We start from the raw sequence: 24699 nt of genomic DNA on the forward strand, positions 1-24699 counted from the left end.
GAAAAAGATAACTAATTGATAATCAAAAAAATATTTTGACGAACGATTTTTTTTATTATATTTATTATCTCTCTCTTTTACGCTCTTCCCTAGAGCTATTTAATGGCAAACAGTTAATAGGTTTTTAACCCATTTTTTGATTTGTTATGATATTTATCCAACCTAACCAACTATCATCCTGCGACTACGCATTGGACTTCCTGATTCAAAAGCATATTCTCATTACCTTTTTTTATGATTTATATGAAGCTCTCCTGAAAATCAAAGGGTTTGGGACGAGGATGGGCAGTACCCTGACAAAAATTGTATGTTATGAATCCATAATAGTCAAGAACATGCTTCTATTGGGCTTTCAAAAGTTTCAGCTACCCTTCTTTTTTACTACTTTTTTATATTATATAATTTTTCCAAAAATATTCTTTCCATCTATATACAAATATCATTATAACCATTCTAATCAATAATTATAGCTAAACATTAAAATATATATAAGGCAATATGGAAAAATTTATGACAAAAAATGGCGTATCTGTCAAAGCGTACAAAGGTGATGCTATGACTCTTTTAGCTTTTGATTTGGATGAAAGCATGAAAAGAAACTTTGTTGGTTTCACTATTAAGATCCTTACAGATAATAACAGAACGTTTTATATTTATAATAAAATGAAGTTTGAAGATTCTATAACACTGCATAGACCATTAAAAACTAAGGATAACGTTTTTAGTACGGAATTTTCACCCATACAAAAGTACCGGTGGATCCATGTTCCTTCAACCATTCACTATATTGAAAATCCATATTTTGGCAATTATACCTATCAGGTCACACCACGGTACGTAATTGATAAAAAGTTATTGGAACCCGATCCCGAATTGACTGTGGAGGTGACAATAAATGTCAATTATTTCACAACGGGAAAAATCGATGTTGGTTTCACCAGATCATTTATTTCTTCACAGGCTTTTGCTTATCATTTTGGAAATCAATTAAATTTAAGGCCAAACAAGACCGATTTAACATTTGATATTTCTAAAGTTGCAGGTTCTAGAATAATTAAGGGTAAAGACACAAAGTTTACATACGAAGAGATTCATCAATATCTCGGATGGCAAGCAAGAGACCGAATTACGGATTTTTTGGATGAAGTCTTAGACAATGAGGAATTAAAACTGGATGTATTTGCCTATGATTTTAATGAGCCAACCATTATCGACAAAATTTTGATATTAGCTAAACAGGGGAGGGTTCGAATACTCCTTGATGATTATCCAAATCATAATACTCCAGATTGTTATGAAACAAAGTTTGATCAATTATTTAGGACTTTAGCGCTTCATCAAGGTCAAATTTTTAGAGGGCATTTTTCGAGTCAAGCACACTCCAAAGTATTTATACAAAGGAAAAACAATGCCAACGCAAAAGGTGTTAAGACGCTCACAGGATCTACTAACTTTGCTACCAATGGACTATATATTAATGCCAACCACGTTGTGGTATTTAATGACGAAACCGTATCCCAGTTATATGCCGATGTGTTTGATGCCAGTTTTGGCAAACAGCAGATGAAGGCATTTAAAAAATCCGAGTTAGCTTCAACTAATTTTAAGCTTAACGGTCATGGGTTGCCAAATACCACCATAACCTTTGCGCCACACCCTGAAGATTTTGCTACAGATTTATTTGAGAACATCAGTTCTAATATTTTAAATGCGAAAAGCGATGTGTTATTTGCCGTCATGAAGGACAACAGTAAAAGTTCCATTTTGGATGCTTTAAAAACCCAAATAAAATCAGAAGACATATTTACTTTTGGGATCACCGATGGAAGAAATGATGTGACCTTATATAAACCTAACAGAAAAACAGGGGTTAAAATATCGGCATTAAATATTAATAGGAAACTTCCAAAACCATTTAACGAAATCATTGGTGTTCCTGGTTTGGGACATCTCATACACCATAAATTCGTAGTAGTCGATTTTAAAGGCGAGAATCCTGTGGTGTATTGTGGCAGTAGCAATTTGGCATTTAATCCAGAACAAAAAAATGGTGATAATTTAATCGAATTTAGGGACAGGGATATCGTCACTGCCTTTGCGATTGAAGCCATCCGATTGATCGATCATTACCATTGGCTCAATAAAGATATTAGGAGTGATGCCAATCCGGCCGAAATGAATTTATACGATGGCACCGAAAGTGAAAAGTGGTATGCCAAATATTATAACCCCAATGATTTACGCTGTATGGAAAGGGAAATATTGATTAAGTAGTTCAAAAGCAAATTAACTAAAATTAAAAAAAGAGTAGAATGGCGAATTATTTAGAGGCTTATTTTACGTTTCACAAGGCAGGTCAAGGCGCATTTTATGGTGGACGCATATTTAACTATAAGGATCATAAGGCTTGGACCGTTGTCTATGATTGTGGTACAAAAGGGAGCAGTGATGTTTTAAATAATGAAATATCAAATTTCAAAAGAAGAAATGTTTATATTAAAAATGATGACAATGTAATTGATGTTTTATTCATATCCCATTTGGATTACGACCATGTTTCGGGCGTTAAACGATTATTAAAGGAGTTTCAAGTAAAACGTATTGTTATCCCATATGTTCCAGAACACATTCGACAGTTATCCTTATTATCCATTATAGAGTTTATGAATAGTATCACTGTTGAGGATATGTCTTTTGAGGATTATGCCCGATTCGTGGAAAATCCTTATGATTATTTGTCAAGGTTTGCAGAGGGTACAGAGGTATTTGTGGTGATGCCGGATAACGAGCCCAACGATAACGTGGAATATAGGAACAGTAATGATGATGAACCTGATGGCTTGTATCCAAGCGGTACTATTATAGATGACAATAATAATCCTGATATTCCATCAAGAAGATTGATAAGGGTTTGTAAAAACAACTTGCAATTTTTTATAAGTACACAATGGGAATTTACCATTTACTTAAAAGATATCAGATCCCAAGATTTTCATGCCTTAAAATTATGTTTGCATGCTCTTTTGGGAAATCATTCTAATAGGGATTTGAGTTTTGATGATATTAAAATGATAATATCTAACCATCGAGCAGAAGCAAAAACCTGCTATAATAAACATTTGGGGGATATTAATGCTTATGGTTTAATTGTTGTGCATGGCCCCAAAAATTTCAAATTTTTATCATATAATTTTTCGATAGATGATGATCTGATGCCATGGAATCCTCAGATGGGATATCATGGTCTGGGAAGCCATTTTCACCACAGTCAGTTTTTAGGCACGTTGTTAATGGGTGATACCTCCTTAAACCGTAAGTATAACCCCGTAAAATTCCCTGAGGCTTTTTTGGAAAAGCTAAAGTTTACCAATATGTTTCAAGTACCACACCATGGTGCTCTGAAAAATTGGGATTTAAAAGCGTATAACAATCTAAAATTAGGGGAATATTATAATGAAATAGGAATGAATGTTTGCAATTTCGGTTATGGTAATACCTATGGGCATCCGAGCCCAAAAGTGTTGGAAGATCTGAATGCTTCGTTGATTCTCAATTCACAGTTTTTGAGCGTAACCTGTAGTTATCACGTTGATTATTAATTCAAAACTAAATACCATGTCCAAAAAACCAATCATTAACTGCCATATGCATGTCTTCACTGGGGATTACGTGCCACCATATCTTGCCAAAACATTTTTACCTTGGCCATTTTACTATTTAGTGTCATTGGGTTTTGTAGTAAATACTTTGCGATGGTATTACCGAAAAATAGAACGCTATAAATATAAAAACGGTTATAAGCAATGGGAACGTTTTTGGTATAAGGTAGAAATGTTCTTTAAACGAACTTTTATTTTAAGTATTTTAAAATTTTTAATTGAGGCATATCTTGTGGTTGCCATTTGTTTTTATATTGGAATAGCCATTTTTCGTGTTGATTATCCATTAGATGACAGTGCCAATCCACTTAAAGCATTTATTATTAATATTCTTAATTTCATTAAAGAGTCTAGGTTGGTTATTGTGGTTCCGTCTGTTTTGGAAAGAATTATTTTTCTTATTCTTATTCTAATCTTTTTTAAATCCATACGTAATCTGTTTTTTGCTGTTTTAAGGCAGTTTAAAGTGCTTCCAGGGAAGCAAATCACTCGCTTGTTCCAACGTTATGCACAAATAGGGCTGTTTTCAAAATACAAGACCCAAAAAGGTATATATGACAAGCTTAAAAAACAATATCCCTCAGATACACATTTTGTCGGATTGCCCATGGATATGGAATTCATGAATGCGGGAAAGCTTAGGAAGGGTTTTACAATAGAAAGCCAAATGGCAGGACTTCTAGAGATTAAACAACGAGAGGCAGATAAAGAGACGTTCCATCCGTTTGTATTTGCCGATCCCCGTAGGATGAAAGACAAAAAATATTTTGATTATGAAGTTGATGATGAAGGTCAAGTGTCACTTGTTAAAGACTGTCTTATGCAGTTGTATTTGGAAGTGCACGGTTTTAAAGGTATAAAAATGTACCCTGCTTTGGGTTATTTTCCCTTTGATGACATTTTATTGCCATTATACAAATATTGTATACAGAACAATTTGCCCATCATGTCCCATTGTATCAAAGGCACCATTTTCTATAGAGGGAAGAAATCCTTGTCATGGGACACACATCCCATATTTTCAGAAGGTAGAATAGATAGAGGCCGGCATACAGTTGATGACTTAAAGGAACTACAGGGGCTTGATATTGATTCGCCAGACATTGTAGGGGAGGATAAACCTTTACATCTCAATCAGGTCAAGAATATGGATTTCAGTAATAATTTTACCAATCCCTTAAATTTTTTGTGCCTCCTTAATAATGACTATTTATATAAAGTGATAGAACAATCCGTAAATAAAGAATCCCTGAGAAGGATTTTTCCTTGCGAAGATCAAAATCGTACCGTGGAAAAAGGGAAGGGCTTGGAAAAACTGAAAGTGTGCCTGGCCCATTTTGGGGGTGATGACCAGTGGAATCGGTTTTTGGAAAGCGATCGGGACAATTTTACCTCACAGTTGATTTTACGGCCCCATGTAGGGATTGATTTTTTTAGAAATGCCAAAGGTGAGACCAGTCCGGGGAAACTAGCATATATATGGAAATTTGTGGATTGGTATACCATTATATGTAGTATGATGATCCAATATGAAAATGTTTATGCAGATATCAGCTATATTTTGCACGATGGAGTAATCTTGCCTTTACTGAAACAAACTCTCAGCAATGAAAAACTTAAAGAAAAAGTACTCTATGGTTCTGATTTTTATGTGGTACGAAACCATAAAAGTGATAAAGCGATATTAGCTGATATTCGGGCTGGTTTGACCGAATCAGAATTTGATCAAATTGCTAGAGAAAACCCTAGGGGTTACCTTAACCTAGATTGAAAGGAGTCTTTCAAATGCTAGTTTCATAATGTGCTTTTTTTATTAAAACAATAATCTATAAGCTTTTGATATATTTCTTTACATAAAAAATATATTTATTTAATGCACAAAAAATAGAATAGGCTTAATTTATTATTAAATGATATCTGATTAGGTGACGTTGTTTTAAAATCAATTGGCAGGTTTAATCGATAAAATATTTAAATAAAAATATGAATTCAAAAGAAAAGCAAATAATGGATTATTTAATGGGTAACGTATTTAGTCCAATACTTGAATCTGAAAAGGCTTCAAATTCATTAAAGCAAGGAGTGAGATCGACCATTATGCGATTGAATGAACGAAATGCAGTGGGAATGTTAAGCTATTACTGGTCAGCAATTATTGGAACGGAAAAAAGCACAAAGTTTGCCAGGTTAATGAAAAAGGAAGGATTTGTGAGATTTGAAGAATTGATAGATGATTTTAGGGAAAAATTCAATGATAAATGGCTGAAATCTTAATTTAAATGGAATGCATCCAAATGAGAACACTTCAAATCCCTGAAATTTTGTGATTCAATAAATTAAACTTTGACAAAAACATAAAAATTTGCCAAAGTTTAATATAGTAAGTATGGTTTAATAGATACAATTTATATGTAAATTGAGGATGATATAAATATGTTTTTTTAAAATAAAATTGATCTTAATAATAGTTTTAACAACGAAAAATAATGTCCTTAAAAATTGTATTTTTACAAAAAATGATAATGATTAAAAAGATATGAGTAATAGACTTGTCTTTTCAGGGCATGAGACTTTTCATTGTAAGGAATTGTGGTTGAAAAAAGGATATGATTTTGTAGAAAGAGAGGGTAAGTTTACAGACCAAGCATGTATTGATTTGGGTGTTGGAAAAAATATGGTTAGCTCAATAAGATTTTGGTTAAAAGCCTTTGGTATTGTTGATTTTGAAAATGAAAATGCCACCGAAATAGCAAATTTTATTTTTAACGAAAATAATGGAAGGGACAAATACCTTGAAGATGAAGCTTCACTTTGGCTATTACACTACTTATTAATAGTTAGTGATTATTCTTCTATTTATTCGGTCATATTCAATGAATTTCGAAAGCTAAAGCCAGAATTTAGTAAAGAAAATTTTGTTGCTTATATCGAAGGTATTGATTCTAGTTTAAATCAAAACACATTGTCTAAAGATTTTTCAGTTTTTTTGAGAACATATTATTCAAAAAATGAAAAAGATATTGAAGATAGTTTTTCTGGAATTTTATCTGACCTTGAATTGGTTCATGAGATAAAGAAGAACAATTCAACAAAATATGTTATTCAGAATAATAAACAGGAAGATATTCCAATAGAATTAATATTATTTATTATTTTGGATAATAAGGAGTATGGAAAATCTATTAGCTTTAAAAATCTTTACAGCGACTTTAATAGCGTAGGTAATATTTTTGCCTTTTCAAAAGAACAACTTGAAAAAAAACTCATACTTATATCTGAAAAATATAAAGGTATTGTATATTCAAATGATTCAGGGATTAAAGAGTTGCAGTTTAAAAATGAAAAACCAAATTCATTTGATATTTTAAGAGCATATTATGGATAATATAAAACAGTTATCGTCAATAAATATTATTAGAGATCAAGATAAGTCTATTGATTATATACCTACTGAAAATTCTAAACGCATAGCTAATTTTATATTAAATGAGTTTCATAAAGGTGTTCATTGTTTTAATCTCATAGGCTCGTATGGGACAGGAAAGTCCTCATTTTTATGGGCATTTAATAGAAATATTTCTAATTCGAATACAGATAATTATTTTGATTTAAAGTCAAACCTTAAACGAAAATGTGAGTTTATAAATATTGTTGGGGAGTATAATTCACTTATATCTTTTTTTAAAACTTACTTTTCAATAGAAAATAAACTAAAAGGTAATCAGGAAATTTTAGATAGTATTTTTCAGAAGTATGATAAGGTAAATAAACAAAATGGCTTGTTGGTTATTTGTATCGATGAGTTTGGTAAATTTTTAGAATATGCTTCAAAGCATAATCCTGAAAAGGAAATGTACTTTATTCAACAACTTGCTGAATTTGTAAATGATTCTAATAGAAATATAATATTGTTGACCTCGGTTCATCAAGCAATCGATTCTTATTCGAGTGATTTAACTGAATCTCAAAAAAATGAATGGAAAAAAGTAAAAGGAAGACTGTGCGAAATCACATTTAATGAACCGATTGAACAATTACTTTTTTTAGCATCACAATATTTTAGTTCGAAATACGAGTCTTCGAAGAAGTATATAAGTTATAATGAGAATCTCAATAAACTAAATGAAAGTAATAACTGTTTTTTAATTTCAAAAGAGTATGTAACCAATATTGGAAATAATTTATTTCCTTTAGATGTCTTTTCTGCAATTATTTTAACCTATTCTTTGCAAAGGTACGGTCAAAATGAAAGGTCATTATTTACATTCTTAAACACTTCTGATCATTTAGGTTTGGATAGTTTAAAGGGAGAAGAGTTGTTTGACATCCCAAAACTGTATGATTATTTACTGGTTAACTTATATTCAATATTGGTCAGCAAGCATAATCCTGATTATTCACAGTGGGCTTTAGTTAAAAGCTCGATTGAAAGGGCGGAAGCAAACGTAGAAGAGAATCAAAACATAGCTTTAGACCTTTTAAAAATAATAGGGTTATTTAATTTGTTTTCAAGCAAAGGGGCTAGTATTAATGACAAGCTGTTGTTGGATTATTTATCTTATAAATACAACTCAAATGACATCGAAAAATCACTAAAAAGTTTAGATAAGTTTAAAATAATAAGGTTTAATAACTTTAATAATTCTTATAAACTTTTTGGTGGTACAGATTTGGACATTGAAGGAGCTATACTTAAGGCTAGTGAAAGTCTTGATGAAAGTCTTGACATAGTTTATAGATTAAATGAAGCATTTGATTTTCCTGTTTTAACTGCTAAGGAAACGTTGTATATCACAGGAACTCCTAGACTATTTAAATTTAATATCAGTGAAAATCTGTCTTTTGAAACCCCTGTTGATGAAATAGATGGATTTATTAATCTGATTTTTAATGAAAAGCTTTCTGATAAAGATATAATTGAACAAACTTCGGGAAAAGATATGCCAATTTTATATGGCTTATATAAAAACTCCACTACGATTAAAAAGACACTGTTGGATATTGTGAAAACAGAAAAAGTTTTAAGCGAAGTCGATGTGGATGATACGTTTGCCAAGACAGAATTGAAAAACATAATCAATAGTCAAAAATCCTTGTTAAATCATTATGTCTTAGACTCTTTGTATTCAAGAAATATTGAATGGTTTTTTAACGGACAAAGAAGAGAGATAAACAGCAAACAAAGCTTAAATAAAATCCTTTCCGAAATATGTAGATCCATTTATCCATATACTCCAATAATTAATATGGAGTTGGTAAATAAACATAAGGTATCTGGAGCAATAAGTTCAGCTAGAAAATCATATTTTGATAGATTAGTGAATAATTGGAGTGAAGAAGATTTTGGTTATCCAGAAGATAAGTTTCCACCTGATAAAACAATCTATTGGAGTTTAATTAGAAACACTGGAATCCATAGAGATGGGGAAGGAAGTTATATATTGACTTCGCCTAATAGCAGGGATAAGAATTTTATTAGAGTATGGCAAGAATGCGAGTTGTTTTTGAAAGAAGCGAAAAAGGAGCAAAAGCAAATCACGGATTTAATAGCCACTTTGAAACAGAAACCTTACAAGTTAAAACAAGGTGTCATTGATTTTTTAGTACCAACCTTTTTATTTGTGAGAAGAGGTGATTTTGCACTTTACAATGTCGATGGAGGTTATATGCCATATATTAATGAAACAGTTCTTTATTTATTGACTAGAAACCCTGATGAGTATTCAGTCAAATCTTTTGAGTTAGATAATTTACGTCTAGACTTATTTAATAAATATAGAGTTTATTTGAATCTGGATAAAAAGAACTCTATGACGAATGAGTCTTTTATTGAAAGTGTTAGACCATTCTTGATTTTATATAGAGGACTCCCAGAGTATTCAACAAAAACACAAAGACTTTCACAAGAAGCATTAAAATTAAGGAGTGCGATTTCTCATGCCGAAGACCCTGAAAAAGTATTTTTCGAACAGTTTCCAGGAGCGTTAGGATATAACGTAAAAGAGCTTGTTGAAAATGAGCAGTTATTTGATGAGTATATCATCAAGTTTCAAAAAACTATTATTGAAGTAAAAGATTCTTACCAAGAGTTATTAAATCGCTTTGAAAACTTTTTGACAGTCGAAATTTTGGGATTAAGGAGTAACTTTCCTAAGTATAAAACACAATTACAAAAACGTTTCAGTTCATTAAAGGAGCATCAGATTTTACCGTCTCAAAAAACGTTTATGTTAAGGGTGAATTCAGAACTAGATGACAGAGACAGTTGGCTGAATTCAATTTGTTTTTCTTTATTGTCAAAACCGTTAGATAGAATATCTGATAAAGACGAAGATACTTTAAAAGAAAAGTTGAGATTCATTGTTAAGGAGTTGGATAACATATGTGACATAAAAAATGTTAACTTTGATGAAAGTGAAGAAGAAATCTATAAAATAGACTTTACATCTCAAAACCAAGGTTTGAAAAATCATTTGGTGCGTATCTCTAAACAGCAAAAAGAAGAAGTTGAAAAATCAATGGCTGAAATACAAAGCAATTTAGGAGACGATAAACAATTAAGAATAGCTATTTTAACAGAGTTATTGAAAAAGGAATTAAATGAGTAAATTAGAACATGTTTTAGGGATATCTGGCGGAAAAGATAGTGCTGCATTAGCAATTTATCTAAAAGGTAAATATCCTAGTTTTAACTTTAAGTATTATTTCACAGACACGGGCAAGGAGTTGGATGAAACATACCAATTGATTGACAATTTAGAAAGTTATCTAGGTATTCAAGTGAATAGGCTGGAAGACGAAAAAATTACGAGTACAAATGAAGATCCCTTTGATTTTCATTTTAAATCTTTTAGAGGCTACCTTCCTTCGCCGCAAGCAAGATGGTGCACGGCGTTAATGAAACTTAAACCTTTTGAAAAATTTGTTGGTGGTAATCCAACGGTGTCTTATGTTGGAATAAGAGGTGACGAACAAAGAGAAGGCTACATATCTAGAGAGAAAAATATTCAATCTATATTTCCATTTAGAAGAAATATGTGGAGTCAAGATGTATTGGAAAAAATATTTACACCCGAAAATCAAGAACAATTATTGAGCTATTATAGTCAATACCTAAAAGGTAGTAAACTAGATAAAGTTGAAGCTATCTTCTCTAAACCAATTTCATTTAATAGGAATTATAGATTAGAGAAAGAAAGAATCATTAAAGAGAAGCTAGATGACTTATTGGACTTTGGTGTTGCAGAATATAACAGAAGTGTTTTCCAGTATTTAAAAACAACTGATTACCCTTTATCTATCGAAGATGATTATCCTCTATTAGAGAATGAAGATAACTTGGTAAGAGCAGACATTTTTAAAATTCTTGAAGAGAGTGGTGTAGGTGTTCCAGCATATTATAAGAAAGTGAAATATGAAGTTGATGGACAAGTGGGTGAATATGCTAGAAGTAGATCAGGTTGTTATTTTTGTTTTTTTCAACAAAAAATAGAATGGGTTTGGTTACTCGAGCAGCATCCAGAAAAATTTAAAGAGGCGATGAAGTATGAAAATGCCGAAGAATTGTTTACCTGGATTCAAAATGAATCTCTAACAGAACTTATGCAACCAGCAAGAGTAAGAGAAATTAAATTAGACCATTTAAAGCGTACAAACAAGCATAAATCCAAAGATTCTAAATTCTTGTTGGATATATTAGATGATACTGAAAGTGATGCTTGCACAGCTTGTTTTATATAACTACTATTTAAAATGGAATCTATTATAATAGATGATTTAAGAGAAATTAATAGTTCACATACTACAGTCAGAAGGCTTGATGTAATTTCTCAGTTCGTAAAAAAAATAGGTACGAGGAAGGTTCCTAAAGAAATTTTAAAAAAGGAATTAATAAGGTGGAACATAGATTTAGAAAAGATAAACGAAGATTATGCTAATAAAAAAGGCAAGTTAGCTGAAGGAAATCGACCTACTTCAGCTTTTGATAAATATGTAAAGATTATAGAAGAAATGGGGCTGGCAACCTCGCTAGGTCATACTATGAGCTTGACTCGTATTGGTAATGTATTGTTTCAATTTATTGATTTTAAGGCTGAATTTGATTACACCTTAATTTATCCTGAAAGGTTATTTTATTTATACCTTTTATTAAGTAAAGATGCAGATTATTTTTTATTGGCAGCTGATATTATAGCTTCAGCAGATAATAAAATTAATCAAAGTGATTCACAAAAAAAATTCGTAAATGATATAGAAATAAGGTTAAATGAAAAAAGAAATTTTTCAACAAGCCAAGCTAAATTAAAAATTTCTGAAAAGCTCAGGGTTGTAAAATATGATTGGCAAAGGGCAGAAGTTTATTCAGAACATATTTTAGCACCTAGATATGAATGGTTGGTGGATTTGGGTGTTTTAGATACTTATAAAGAAAAGAGCAGCACGTATTATAAAATTTCACAAAGAGGGTCAATGTTTTTAACATGTATCCCAATTGTAAATGAAACTATTATTCATGATATTAACCAGAAATGGTTAAATAATTTGTTTTTTCAAAGTACACTTTCTTTATATCAAAATGATAAAGTAACAGAATGGAGTGATTGTACTTTAGAAATACAGGAGAAATATTTAGGTGAGGTTTTATTAAAATCCTATAAACTATTTAGTGGAGGAAAAGCATTACGAATAGCATTAAACCCTTTTTTGATTTATTCTGCAATTTATTTATTAAGTGAAGAAAATTTAAAAGTTGAGTTAACTGACTTAATGAATAGATTAGAAAATTCATTTACTTTTGAAAATAGAACATATAAATTGTTTAATGCAGCAAGAATAAACGAGGGTTATATATCAATAAATTTTAAAGAAGAATGAAACATACTTGCTATATTGATGCTTGTAGTTATATCAATCTCTCTCAAGATGATTGTTATATTAATGGTAAAACACTACTAAACTTATTGAGTAATGAAGTAAATTTGAAATTCAGTAATGAAGTAAACCGTGAAATAGCAAGACATCATAATTCATTTATGCCAGACAGTCATGAGCGAGCGTCTAAGGTTTACAAATTATCTAATAAGAAGATTAAAACTTATGTCGATTACGAACAAAGATTATTTGTAAAAGTTTCAAATACAGGAGATAGTGATCGAGGAGAGAAATACAATTTGATAGCATGTTTAGATGATTATTTAGCTAATCAAAGAGTTGGCTTAATATATTTAACAGATGACTCTAAAGCAATTAATGGAATATTGAATGATTCTATTTTTAGTTTCCCTATAATCCAAATTTGGAATTCTTTTGATGTCATACTTTTTTTATTAATGAGAAATAATCATTTTGGAATTGATATTGCTGAGGCAGCGATTAGAGACATTAATGCTGAATTAGGAAAATCAAGCACTCCAAGTACTTCACACGTTAAAACACAGCGTAGAATTACTATATTTAAGGAATATGTAAATAAGGCGAAAATGATTAATAAGGTTTTAAAAAGATAACGATGAGAAATTTACAAGAATATAATCTTAAGGAAAATCCTTTTCAATATTTAACCGCAATGCCGGGTATTAATGATTCTTCTGTTATACCTTGGTCAGGGATGCCAAAGCTATATGAAAAAATAAACTCTGTCTACTCTAATTTGTACAATTTAAAGCCAAGACAAATCATATTGAATTGGGGTCCTTATGGAGGTGGAAAAACTTTTGCAGCTCATCATTTTATGGAAAAGGAATATGACCAAGAAGGAATTGAGACTTTGCAAGTTTATATCCGTTCTCCAAAATTGGGGAATAATGCCTCTGTAGAGTTTTACAAAAGTATTTTAACATTTATATCTTTTAGAAAAATTAGAAAGCAAATCCAAAATCTTTTAGAAATTTTTGGTGAAGATGATTTTTTTGATTTCCTACATAGTAGAATAAGAAGTGAAGAGTTAGTAGAAGCTATTATTTTGATAGGAAGTGGGGATGAAGAGGTTCAGAGCATAATGAATCGTTATGTCTATTCAGGACTTACGAAAACAGAATTGATGCAAGTAAACCTTGCTAAAAATATTGATTGGGGTACAGATAGTATAAAGTTTCTTTCTGGAATTATTTACTGTTTTATTGGAGATCAAACCAGATATAATGGACGTTTTGTTTTATGGTTGGACGAAATGGAAGATATGATTTATTACTCTCAAAAAGAGTATAGATTGTTTTCTCAGGTTTTAAGAGATTTATTTGATTCCTTAAATCAATATACAACAATATTTATGAATTTCACTCTTGCTGAATCAGAGGAGTCTACTATTGAATTACTTTTAGGAAACGCTCTTTGGTCTAGAATTACTACAAAAATTCGGTTTAATGATTTAAGTAAACAGGATGCATTTTTATATATTAAAGAGGCTTTGAGACAACAACATGTCAGTGATTCCCAAAATGAGTATTATCCCTTCTCAGAAGATTTAGTTGACTTTATTTTTGAAATTATTCCTGAAGATGCAGTTACTCCTCGAGAGATTAATAGATATTTAGGGGGAATATTATCTTTTGCACAAAATGAAGAGAAGGAAATAACTTCTGATTTAATTGGAGAATATTTCACTAAATTATCGGAAGATAATTAAGTGAAAAATAGTTAAACTTAAATTTAGAAAGTTTTTTATTAAAAATCAACCGTGTTTATAATAAAATGCATTTCCTTTTTTGATATAATGAAGTTTTCCATTACACCTTAAATGCATTAACTGGCATGATGAAATTTTAAGCTCTTCATTATGTTTTTACTGCTCAAATAGCTTTCATTTTTATTATTTATAAAAATTTAGACGATTAATCAGCCAACCCTTGCATCATCTCTTCCATACCACCAAAATTCAAAATAAAAGTTGAGTAATAATGGTCAAATAAATCTTTTAAATATTGCCCTAAATCTACTTCCTCATATAGATTGGTGTTTTCATTCTTTTGGTTAATTTGATAACCTCTATTTTTGGTAATAGTATATAAAAAGAGCGTATGAAAATATACAGCTGTGTAGTACTTTCTATTAGCTATCTCAATTTGCTCTTGATTGGGATTACTATATTTAGATTTGAAATTCTTTAATACGGTACTATCCATATTTATAAAAATACTGTTTAGACTATCTCCTTCCGCCTCTGGAACCATAACGGTTTTAAAATCTATATCTAAACCAGTAGCTTCCTCAACATCTTCCCAAGAAACTGCATCTTCACCTTTTTCTTCTTTACTTTCATAGGCAAAAACCATCTTAGGCAACCCTAAAGGTTCATTATCATCTTCATCCTTTGGGGTTTTTTCTTTTTTCTTTTCGGGTTCTGATATTTTTACCCAAAAAATTTCATCAAAATCACCATTTGGTGAGGTTAAAGATACTTTTAGTTGGACAGCATCTCCAACTTTTAATTCTCCTTTTGGATTAAGACTAACCCGAATAGTTCCTTTGTTAGGACTACTTTTATTCACATTGAATAGGTCTCCCACTTCTTTTGGCTCTCCAGCTCGATTACCTCCATTAGTTTCATTTCCCTTAATTTTTAGAATAGCTATCTTGAGTTCTCCAGGTTCTTCGGTACGATCAAAATAGTCATTTGCACAGTCCGTGCTAAAACGAATAGTTCTCTCTCCATTCACAGGAATTTTTGCTACCTCTGACTCGGCTGTAGCTTTTGAATTTACTTTAAACTGGGAAGGAAATCTTTGAGGTAAAAATGGGGTTTCATTTTTTTTTAAATCAGACTTTTTTTTCTCTTTTTTGTGTTTTGTTTCCTTTTTTAAGTCCAATTTAAAAGTATCACCGAGTAACTTCAGGAGATCTGAATTAAGCGGTAAATTTTTAGTAAAGTTTTTAAGTAGCTGATTTGTATTTGTTGATGTGTCTACATTAACAGCTTGTCTTCTTAATTTTTGAATTTCACTTAACCTGCCATCTGAAGCACTTAATTTACTAGCTAAATAATGTCTTAATTGTTGGGTTTCTTCTCCATCCTTTAATCTATCCCTTGAAGCCATAAAGAGTTCTTTTCTAAACTCATATTTCATGTCAGTACAATCCACGTGTATGAGAAGATGGTTTTTTAAAAGATTTAGTTTTAAAGCACGGGTAATAAACTCAGCAGTATAATAACCGTGTACTTGTCCATTCATTGAAAACATAACATTCATGCCATTTTTAAAATACCTCCTTCCAATCTCATCTTTGGTTTTTTTTAAATCGAAATCCTTGACTTTAAGTTTAAAAACATAACAGGAAACTTTCATTTTTCCAAATAGCTCATCCTCGTATGTTTCTGAAAACGGATCAGAAATATAATCTTCTTCTTCTTTTTCAAGTCTTCTTTTAAGTCCAAATAAATCATTTGAAAGTACCTTGTTATTTGGATATCTTTCCGAAGTATCTTTAGTTAACATAGGAAGTGCTGGACTAAAAAGAAACTCATTGATACTTTGGTTTAAATCTTGTGCGAAACCAGAATATCCTTTAGGAAACTGGTAAGAATACATTTTAATAATTGTACCTGTTTTAAAAACTCTATTTTCCAAACCCAAATCAAGACTATCAATTTTGAATGATGGAATTTTTCCATCTATCAATAAGTACTCATACCAAGTCTCCTTAGACTGATCATTTTCGGTTTTTGGATGTTCACGAATAAGTGTAAATCCAAAATCACCAATATTATCATATCTTTTTGAGGCAATAAGTTGGTATCTTTTTTTTCCACAAAATACAATGGCGCCGCTACCGCCCATATTGTACTTTCCTTGTACAAAATGAACATTATTTTTGTTTCCACTTAAAAGCGATAAAAAGGTAGCCTCAAAATCCTCTGGATGTTGGCCTTCACCATTGTCGTAAATAATTACTGAAGTTGGATACTGTTTATTTCCCTTTCTAGGGCCTTTTCCATCGGCTATGATTTGAATTTCTTCAGATTGGATTTTCCTAAAGTCTCTTAAATCCCAATTATTATTTGGATAAAAAAGTTCAATGGCTTCATCCATGGATTTAGGTGCTTTTTCTGATTTGGGGTCTATTCCTAATTCCAGACACTTCTTTGTTAGGAGGGCATCAATTGAGTTTGTTGTTTTCTCTATTAGAGCAGCAATTGGACTCGATTGTTGATTTTTTACTACGCCATAATTGCTTTTATTATTACCTAAAGGTTTCCAATTGGAATGGTCAAAAATTATTGGATTTGCTTCAATGACATACTGTAGTTCAATTTCATCTTTTGCTTTAAAAATCTGATCAAATAATTCCTTTTTGTCTTTTGTTTCAAAAACTTGATTAAATAATGAATTGGTTTTAGTGTCTTTCATGATTAGTAGTTATAGCATGAAACAAATGTAAGAAAAAGTTATAGTTTAATCTAGGTAAATAACTGTGGATGTTATTGATTTAAAAGAGATTAGTTAAAGTTGGTTTAACTAAATGGGTTTTGGAAAAAAGTTATAAGAGATAGTTTAGTTTAATAGAATTTAGATTAAACAGAATGCCGAGGTTTGCACTATATGCAGCTTTTAAGTTTTTTGTAGAGGTCAATTAGAACAGCGAGAAAATAAAATTAAAAGTCTAAAAAAATTTGAAGACGGAGTGTTGCTTAATAAACATGCTTTTTTTTGAAAAATCGATTATATAAATGATACTTAAATACATTAAAGAAGAATATTTGTACCGTACTTAACTTCAAATTCAAAGATGACATTTGCTAAAAAACATTGGTATCACCAAATTACTATTATTTTCTGAAAGATTCATCGTTAAAAAATGTATCCAACGTTATTCCTATCAAATTACAAAAATTTTGAATAGTGTATATAGTAATGCCTCTTCCTTTTATTTTTCCAGTTTTCTTGTCCCTTTTGACGTGATTTTCCCAACGACTTATATCTTGTTTTTCAATATTATATTTTTTAACAAAATTGATTTGTTCCTTTCCAGTATATTGGATACGTAAAGCTTTAATTCTGTCAGCAATTTTATTAGCTAAAATAATATTATTATCTGAAAGTCCGGACATACTGCAATTTGGTAATAATCACATAAAAAATGGTAAGCCGTTTGGCAGACTAAATAATTTTTTTTATGTTTGTATTAGTATTAAATTTGCGATTCTTCAAATAAAATATTGAAGCATTCGCTTTGAATCTCGTTATCGAAAACTGGCGTTTAAAATAACCACGAGGTGATAAGTAAGATGCTCACGTCTTCGGCGTGGGCTCACTTATTCGTGGTAAGGCACCGCCAGTGCCCCGATAACGTTTAAGCTGAGTTCCACGCCTTTTTTGTTCCATACATTTAGGGTTTTATTCAGCATATTCTTAGCGTTGTTTTTGGTTAGTTTTGAATGGCAAAAGGTTACGTTTAAGCTAAAAACGGTATGCAACACAGGTTTTGTATGGTAAAACAAAAGGCTTCTTTTCAACATCTTAAGATGTTGGGGCATACCCTGTTTGATATCCTGTTTAGTAAAAAGCCTAAAAACCCGATATAATTGATACTTATTATGGGATGGACGTCTTACACCATTTTCGGATAACACTACTCTTTTTTCTCCCATAATACACGATACTCTTTTTTTAAATCCGAACTCCAAAGGTTTTCTATGCCTAAACGCCATGCGTTTGTCATGTTATAAAGTAACCCTTTGAACTAGTTGGAAAGACACCGCCAGCATTTGGCTGCAACAAGTAATGGCGGTTGGCTTTCCTTAATGTGACATTAATAACCTAACATGCCTATGGAATAAAACCACAAACACAAAAAAACCTCCAACAAACTTTGCACGGTCTAGTAGGAGGCCTTCGATCAAACAACATCGTGTTTAACTCTAATTCAAATTTATGAAAAATAATTATAAGACTATTTATGGGAATGGCCTATTCCTTGTTTTTTACAGCATTTGTTTCCCTTATCATGCCCATGTCTTACCCTCGGTTCATTTAAATATAAAAAGCATGGTGGTTCCTTCAGTACAGCAGTCTGAAATCCATGGGGTCATCACCGATGCCCAAGGTTTGCCTTTGGCAGGTGTGGCCATCAGCGTAAAAGGGACTCAAAAAGGCACCGTATCAGATTTTAATGGGTATTATCAACTTTTGGTTGACACCAATGATGTCCTGTTGTTTTCCTTTATGGGGTTTAAAACCCAAGAGGTATCTATCCAAAGCCGTACTGAATTGAATATCCAATTGGAAACCGATATCACCGCCTTAAATACGGTTGAGATCAATGCGGGATACTATACCGTAAGTGATAGGGAACGTACAGGGAATATTTCCCGAATTAGCGCAAAAGAAATTGAAATACAGCCAGTGAATAACCCATTGGCAGCCATGCAAGGGCATATGCCTGGAGTCTTTATTACCCAAAATACTGGCGTGCCGGGAGGGAGTTTTAATATTCAGGTGCGAGGTAGAAATAGCATTTCTAGTGGAAATGCCCCGCTCTACATTGTGAATGGCATGCCATTTGGCACAGATGTTTTTTCGAGTATCGGAAATCAAATCGTGAGTGGTGGTAACCCACTCAATGGAATTGACCTAAATGATGTGGAAAGCATTGAGGTGCTTAAAGATGCCGATGCTACAGCCATTTATGGTTCTAGAGGTGCTAACGGCGTGGTACTTATAACGACCAAAAAAGGCCGTGTTGGGAAAACCAGTTTAAATATAGATATCCATTCGGGAATTGGAACCGTAGCCAATAAACTGGATTTGCTTAATAGTGAGCAATATATAATGATGCGCGAGGAAGCCTTTGCAAATGATGGTGTTACGCCTACAACAGGGAACGCTCGTGATTTATTGCTTTGGGATACAAACAGCGAAACGGATTGGCAAAAAAAACTTATTGGGGGAACGTCAGTCCTTACCAATATGCAGGCAGCCGTTTCAGGAGGCAGTGACCAAACCTCCTTCCGCCTGGGAGGTGGGCTCCGAAATGAAACGACGGTATTTCCAGGAGATTTTAAATATTTAAAGGCGTCTGGGCATTTGCAATTGGCACATCGTTCTAAAGACAGCCGATTTAGTGTTTCCTTTACGGGAAACTATGTTTCTGAAGTTAATAATCTTTTCAGTCAGGATTTAACATCATTCATCTTTCTTCCGCCAGTAGCACCTGAGGTTTATAATGATGATGGAAGTTTAAACTGGGGGCCTGTCGGTGGTTCTTTCAATAATCCTTTTGGTGCTTTAGAAAAGGATTATACTGTTAAAATCAATAATTTGGTAAGTAATGCCTATTTTACCTATGAACTTATTCAAGGTCTTACCGCACGGTTGGGTATGGGATATACCACAACCCTAAAAGAGGAGACACAAACAACACCAACAAGTGCCATTAACCCCGCTTCATTATCGTATTTAAAACCGGAAGCCTATTTTAACCATAGCAATATACATTCATGGCTGGTAGAGCCCCAAGTGGATTATCAACTGGATATGGGAAAAAGTTCCCTTAATATACTTATTGGAAGTACCTTTCAAGAGCAAACCGTAAATGGGCAATCGATTTATGCGACCAATTTTTCAAGCGACTTGTTATTGGAAGACGTGGGGTCTGCGGGAACTACAAGGCCTTCTTCATTGTTCTCTGAATATAAATACCACGCCTTATTTGGTAGGGTGAACCTTTCCTACGATTCCAAGTATGTCGTAAATATTACGGGTCGTAGAGATGGGTCGTCACGATTTGGTCCAGGCAATCGTTTTGCCAATTTTGGGGCAGTTGGTTTGGCATGGATTTTCTCAAATGAATCCTTTGTTTTAAAACAGGTTCCATTCTTGAGTTTTGGCAAACTACGTGGAAGTTATGGACTCACGGGCAATGACCAAATTGGGGATTATCGATATTTGGACTCGTATGCCTCAACAACATATCCCTATCAGAATAATTCAGGATTAGAACCAACCAGACTTTTTAATCCGTTATACGGTTGGGAGACCAATAAAAAACTGGAGGCTAATTTGGAACTTGGGTTTTTTAAGGACAAGTTTTGGCTCTCTGCCACATGGTACAGTAACCGCTCATCAAACCAACTCGTTGGATACCCATTACCGGCAACCACCGGGTTTACGTCAATTCAAAATAACCTTGCTGCCAAAGTAGAAAATACTGGTGTAGAAGTTGAGTTGCGTACCGTTAATATAAATTCGGATGGTTTCCATTGGAAAACTACGGCAAATCTAACGATTCCCAAAAATACCTTGCTAGAATACCCGGATTTGGAAAACTCCTCTTATGCCCAAGTATACGAGGAAGGAAAATCATTAAGCTTGATACGTACGTACCATGCCTTAGGCGTTCATAGCGAAACCGGTACCTATGAGTTTGAAGACATAGACGGAAATGGTGCCATAAGTTATCCAAATGATTTGCAATCTCTGGTGGAATTGGATCCTAAATTTTATGGCGGTCTGGGAAATACGCTTTCATATAAAGGGCTAACATTGGATGTGTTTTTTCAATTTGTCAAGCAAAAAGGTTACGATCCGCTTTATCAATCGGGGGCTGCTCCCGGGAGAATGTCCAATCAGCTTTCCCAAGTGCTAAATAGGTGGCAAAACCCAGGGGATATAACGTCTGTTCAAAGGTTTACGCAAAGCACATCTTCCAATGCCTATATGGCCTTTAACAATAGTTTATACTATGGCGATAATCGGTTTACGGATGCTTCTTTCATTCGCCTCAAAACGGTATCCATCAACTATAAGCTACCAAAAGGTATCCTAGGGGCGTTCAGCCCAGAGGTTTATATGCAAGGTCAAAACTTATTGACCCTTACCAAATATAAAGGATTGGATCCTGAAACCAATGGATCCTTGCGATTACCACCATTACGAATGATGACTTTGGGGGCACGAATAACTTTTTAAAATAACGGCATTATGAAAATTTTAAATATAATATATAGAAGAAAGGCGACTTTTTGGGCATACTTCCTTGTTTTTCTGGTTCTCACACTTTTAATATCCTGTGAGGATTTTGTTGATATTGAGGTTCCCAAAACGGAATTGGTAGGTTCAGCGGTGTTCAATGATGCACAAACGGCGGAAGCTGCCCTCATTGGCATTTATAGTCAGATGACTGAAAGTTATGGAGGCTTTGCTAATTCCAAAACGACTTTATTGGCAGGTTTGTATGCGGATGAATTTGAGAATTATAATACCAGTACTTCACAAATTGAATTTTTTGAAAATGCTTTGAATCCAAATAATAACGATGTATTGAATCTTTGGCGCGAACCATATGCTTATATATACCAATCAAACAGTATAATTGAAGGTGTAAGGGACGCTCAGGACATTGCCCAAATAAATAAGAATCAATTGATGGGGGAAGCTTATTTCATTCGTGCTTTCTGCCATTTTTACCTTGTTAATTATTTTGGGGATATCCCTTATATAACAACCAAAAATTATCTTGAGAACGCTATCGCCCCAAGATTGCCAATCCCTGACATTTATAATCATATTATTGATGATCTTAAAATGGCTATTTCCCTTCTTAACGAATCATACCCCTCCAATGGACATGTACGTCCCAATAAATATGTAGCAGAAGCTTTACTGGCTAGGGTATTTCTGTATAATAAGGATTGGGTAAATGCAGAAGCCATGGCTACCCGTGTTATTGAGGCTTCCGAATACCAATTGGAACCTGATGTGGATCGTGTTTTTTTAACGGATTCTAGGGAAGCTATTTGGCAGCTCTATCCTGTGATTAACAATCTTAATACCGTAGAAGGATTTTCATTTATTCTTAATGGTGTCCCTAATAATGTTGCACTTAGAAGTGAGAGTCTTGGAGTTTTTGAAGATGGGGATGTAAGAAGAAGTTCATGGATTAATAGTATAAATTCTGGATTGGGTGCGTATTATTATCCCTTTAAGTACAAGGTTAAATCCAATAGTACGCGTACCGAATATTATATGGTACTTCGATTGGCAGAACAATACCTGATTAGGGCGGAGAGTAGGGCACATTTAGATCATGTGGATGGGGCACTTGAAGATATCAATCGGATACGTAACCGAGCTGGACTGGAAAATGAATCAGGAGCATCCACTGAAATGGTATTGGCGGCTGTTTTTAAGGAACGCCAACGGGAATTGTTTGCAGAATGGGGACACCGCTGGTTTGACCTAAAACGTACTAATATGGCGGATGAGGCCTTGTCTTTATTAAAAGAAGGCTGGCAGAGCTCGGATACACTTTTCCCGATTCCCCAATCTGAAATACAAAACAATCCCAATATGAACCAAAACCCAGGTTATTAAAGATGTTCTTACGTTCAACACCAATTAATTATAATTTAAACATATACCATATCATGAATTGTTTACGATATCTTTTGTTGCTCTTGGTTGTAGCCTGCAACACAAATCACAAGCCATCCCAATCGCTTGATAAAGAAAATGATAGTAACCTTGTGGAGGTAAAGGGGAATAGGACATTGCCAGAAATAGGCAAACCGATGCCGGATTTTATGCTACATGATATTAAATACTTTAATAAACAAAAGGCTTCACTGAAGGATTTTCGAGGGAAATGGCTTGTGCTTGATTTTTGGAATCGTTACTGTACAAACTGTATAAAAAGTTTTGATAAAGTCGATAAACTTAGTAAGGCATTTAAAGAGGAAGTCGTGATTATGTTGGTGGGTAGAAATGATGGAAAATATTATCAAGGAACAGATAAAATGTATGAGCAAGTACGGAAAAGATTTCAGTTGGATTTGCCATTGGCATATGAAGCTCGTTTATTTGATGATTTTGGGGTGTCCTCAGTTCCTCATATCATTTGGATTGATCCCAAAGGTGTAGTAAGAGCCATTACAACAAGTGACGATCTAAATGCTAAGAATCTAAAAGCGTTTTTAGAGGGTGAGACTCCTTATTTTTTTCATAAGGCCAATAGTGAGGAAGAACAAACGAAAAAAGAGGCTTACGATTTTAGAAAACCACTTCTCGTTGATGGTAATGGGGGCAATGATGGGGATTTTCTTTATAGATCCATTCTAACAGGTGTTAACAAAAAGGTTTACGGCAGTGTTTACCCAAGCTATTTCCCTCCTTTAGATGGGAATTTGGCAGGGTTTAGTGCTGTTAACATAACACTTCAGAACCTTTATAATGCCGCTTACGGAGATACCATTCGTCCAAATCCTGATATTATAGAAAGGCCAAATAATTATGGAAAATGGTGGAGCAGACCGCTACTGGAGGTTAAAGACTCGACGTTTTTTAAACCAGATTCTAAAACTGGAAAAGGAATCTATTGTTATGAACTTATTGTTCCCAAAAGTAAAGCTTCCAACACCTTGTACCGCCAAAACATAGTACAACGGGATTTAAAAAATTACTTTGGCCATGAAGTAACAGTGGAGACCAGGGACATGCCTTATTGGAAAATCGTGGCAACTAAGGAAGCCTTAAAAAGTCTAAAAACCAAAGGGGAACAAAAAGGTGTTTCCACTGACGGCACAAAAATGACTTTAACCAATCAACCGATGGCAAAGCTTATAAGTATTATGTGGGGCCTATATCAATTGGGGCCACCATTTATTGATGAAACAGGAATTAAAGGTAATATAGATATAACCTTGGAAGGTGTGCTAACGGATTTTGAGGATTTAAAAAGTACATTACGGGATAATGGATTGGAATTGGTCGAAGGGAAAAGAAAAATGAAAGTTATTGTAGTTAGAGATCCTGCTACGAAATAATTTAATGGAAAGCTAGGGATATTTCCCTAGCTTCCTTTAAATAACCATTATTGTGGTATACGCCATTCTAAACTACAAGTGTCGTTTTGATAATAGGTCAACCCCTCGATGGTACAAACGGGATCATTTACTTCCGTACTTGTACAGATTGCGGGTTTTGTTTCTGGATTACATCCATCAGACCTGAATGAATCCGTAAGTGCATTTTGATTGAATGCGAATGCACCGCCAATAGCTAGTACAAAAGCAACAATCATTAAAAAACTTTGATTTTTTTTCATGATT

Annotated in this window: 17 protein-coding genes; 13 read left to right on the forward strand and 4 right to left on the reverse strand. The window is 33.1% G+C overall.

From position 1 onward, the window contains the following. Nucleotides 1-498 precede the first annotated feature (498 nt). From DKT72_RS15200 to DKT72_RS15245, 10 genes are all read left to right on the forward strand, one after another. Entirely contained in the window at nt 499-2274 is a 1776-nt protein-coding gene (locus tag DKT72_RS15200) for a phospholipase D-like domain-containing protein (RefSeq protein WP_111309596.1), read from the forward strand. 38 nt (nt 2275-2312) lie between these two features. Then, nucleotides 2313-3599 (forward strand): MBL fold metallo-hydrolase, encoded by a 1287-nt coding sequence (locus DKT72_RS15205; protein ID WP_111309597.1) that lies wholly within the window; start codon nt 2313-2315, stop codon nt 3597-3599. Between the two features lie 16 nt (nt 3600-3615). Beyond that, complete coding sequence (locus tag DKT72_RS15210) at nt 3616-5430, forward strand: amidohydrolase family protein (RefSeq protein WP_162623328.1); 1815 nt, start codon at nt 3616-3618, stop codon at nt 5428-5430. A 212-nt stretch (nt 5431-5642) separates the two neighbouring features. Next, nucleotides 5643-5933 (forward strand): hypothetical protein, encoded by a 291-nt coding sequence (locus DKT72_RS15215; RefSeq protein WP_111309599.1) that lies wholly within the window; start codon nt 5643-5645, stop codon nt 5931-5933. A 262-nt stretch (nt 5934-6195) separates the two neighbouring features. Continuing rightward, nucleotides 6196-7044 carry a DUF4007 family protein gene (locus DKT72_RS15220; RefSeq protein WP_111309600.1) on the forward strand — a complete coding sequence of 283 codons (849 nt, stop codon included), beginning with the start codon at nt 6196-6198 and terminating at the stop codon, nt 7042-7044. Next, the gene (locus DKT72_RS15225; RefSeq protein WP_111309601.1) at nt 7037-10267 is read left to right on the forward strand and encodes a hypothetical protein; all 3231 of its coding nucleotides are present in this window, start codon (nt 7037-7039) and stop codon (nt 10265-10267) included. The genes DKT72_RS15220 and DKT72_RS15225 overlap by 8 nt, the downstream gene beginning before the upstream one ends. Then, nucleotides 10260-11399, forward strand: coding sequence for a phosphoadenosine phosphosulfate reductase family protein (locus DKT72_RS15230; RefSeq protein WP_111309602.1), 1140 nt, complete (start codon nt 10260-10262; stop codon nt 11397-11399). Before DKT72_RS15225 ends, DKT72_RS15230 begins: the two co-directional genes overlap by 8 nt. A 12-nt stretch (nt 11400-11411) precedes the next feature. Continuing rightward, entirely contained in the window at nt 11412-12533 is a 1122-nt protein-coding gene (locus DKT72_RS15235; RefSeq protein ID WP_111309603.1) for a hypothetical protein, read from the forward strand. Beyond that, nucleotides 12530-13165: a hypothetical protein gene (locus DKT72_RS15240; RefSeq protein ID WP_111309604.1), complete on the forward strand. Its 636-nt coding sequence runs from the start codon at nt 12530-12532 to the stop codon at nt 13163-13165. Before DKT72_RS15235 ends, DKT72_RS15240 begins: the two co-directional genes overlap by 4 nt. A gap of 2 nt (nt 13166-13167) precedes the next feature. Then, the gene (locus tag DKT72_RS15245) at nt 13168-14283 is read left to right on the forward strand and encodes a hypothetical protein (protein ID WP_111309605.1); all 1116 of its coding nucleotides are present in this window, start codon (nt 13168-13170) and stop codon (nt 14281-14283) included. 205 nt (nt 14284-14488) lie between these two features. Here the strand turns inward: DKT72_RS15245 and DKT72_RS15250 are convergent, their stop codons facing one another. The 3 genes from DKT72_RS15250 to DKT72_RS15260 form a co-directional block, all read right to left on the reverse strand. Continuing rightward, nucleotides 14489-17002 (reverse strand): hypothetical protein, encoded by a 2514-nt coding sequence (locus tag DKT72_RS15250; protein WP_220628135.1) that lies wholly within the window; start codon nt 17000-17002, stop codon nt 14489-14491. A 419-nt stretch (nt 17003-17421) separates the two neighbouring features. Further along, on the reverse strand, nt 17422-17703 hold the full coding sequence (locus tag DKT72_RS15255) for an XRE family transcriptional regulator (protein ID WP_111309606.1): 282 nt from the start codon (nt 17701-17703) through the stop codon (nt 17422-17424). A gap of 204 nt (nt 17704-17907) precedes the next feature. Next, the gene (locus tag DKT72_RS15260) at nt 17908-18243 is read right to left on the reverse strand and encodes a hypothetical protein (protein WP_162623329.1); all 336 of its coding nucleotides are present in this window, start codon (nt 18241-18243) and stop codon (nt 17908-17910) included. Between the two features lie 283 nt (nt 18244-18526). Here DKT72_RS15260 and DKT72_RS15265 point away from each other — a divergent pair, with 283 nt between their 5' ends. Genes DKT72_RS15265 through DKT72_RS15275 form a run of 3 tightly spaced genes read left to right on the forward strand, consistent with a single transcriptional unit; the run spans nt 18527 to nt 24414 of the window. Next, nucleotides 18527-21562: a SusC/RagA family TonB-linked outer membrane protein gene (locus DKT72_RS15265; protein WP_111309608.1), complete on the forward strand. Its 3036-nt coding sequence runs from the start codon at nt 18527-18529 to the stop codon at nt 21560-21562. A 12-nt stretch (nt 21563-21574) separates the two neighbouring features. Continuing rightward, nucleotides 21575-22966 (forward strand): RagB/SusD family nutrient uptake outer membrane protein, encoded by a 1392-nt coding sequence (locus tag DKT72_RS15270; RefSeq protein WP_111309609.1) that lies wholly within the window; start codon nt 21575-21577, stop codon nt 22964-22966. A gap of 53 nt (nt 22967-23019) precedes the next feature. Continuing rightward, a complete protein-coding gene (locus DKT72_RS15275) occupies nt 23020-24414 on the forward strand; it encodes a redoxin domain-containing protein (protein WP_162623330.1) in 1395 nt (464 codons plus the stop codon). Nucleotides 24415-24461: 47 nt separating this feature from the next. Here DKT72_RS15275 and DKT72_RS15280 read toward each other — a convergent pair whose 3' ends face one another. Then, nucleotides 24462-24695 carry a DUF6520 family protein gene (locus DKT72_RS15280; protein ID WP_111309611.1) on the reverse strand — a complete coding sequence of 78 codons (234 nt, stop codon included), beginning with the start codon at nt 24693-24695 and terminating at the stop codon, nt 24462-24464. Nucleotides 24696-24699: the final 4 nt, after the last annotated feature.

The sequence above is a fragment of the Confluentibacter sediminis genome, assembly GCF_003258355.1.
Taxonomy (GTDB): domain Bacteria; phylum Bacteroidota; class Bacteroidia; order Flavobacteriales; family Flavobacteriaceae; genus Confluentibacter; species Confluentibacter sediminis.